The sequence below is a fragment of the Ferrovum myxofaciens genome (assembly GCF_000735045.1).
In the GTDB taxonomy this organism is placed as follows: domain Bacteria; phylum Pseudomonadota; class Gammaproteobacteria; order Burkholderiales; family Ferrovaceae; genus Ferrovum; species Ferrovum myxofaciens.
Window position 1 is genome coordinate 1 of record NZ_JPOQ01000451.1, and the last position, 280, is coordinate 280.

1 protein-coding gene is annotated in these 280 nt (G+C 56.1%); it reads right to left on the minus strand.

Annotated elements, in window-relative coordinates; genetic code table 11:
- Window positions 1-274: DUF3987 domain-containing protein (locus IV91_RS19915; protein ID WP_411464136.1), on the minus strand; the 274-nt coding region annotated here is incomplete at its 3' end.
- Window positions 275-280 lie beyond the last annotated feature (6 nt).

The window sequence follows — 280 nt, forward strand, 5'->3', positions numbered from 1 at the left end:
CCTTGGCTTCATCACTTAAATCGACCATACCTGGGATAATTCCTTTGACGATCCCGCGCTGTCTTTGGAGTAGTTCGGTCATACGCTCGTGATACCGGGCCAACGCTGGCCATGTCGCCGGGGCCTCCTTGAATGTTCGCGTCCCTTGGGTTGATCCCGGCCAACAAACCAAAAACCGCGCCATGAACCCCGAACCTCGGGCAAGCGTTCCGGTCTTTTCGAGGAACGATCTGAAAGCGGCCTCCTGTACCTGCAAGCCAACCGTCAAACGCACATCCTT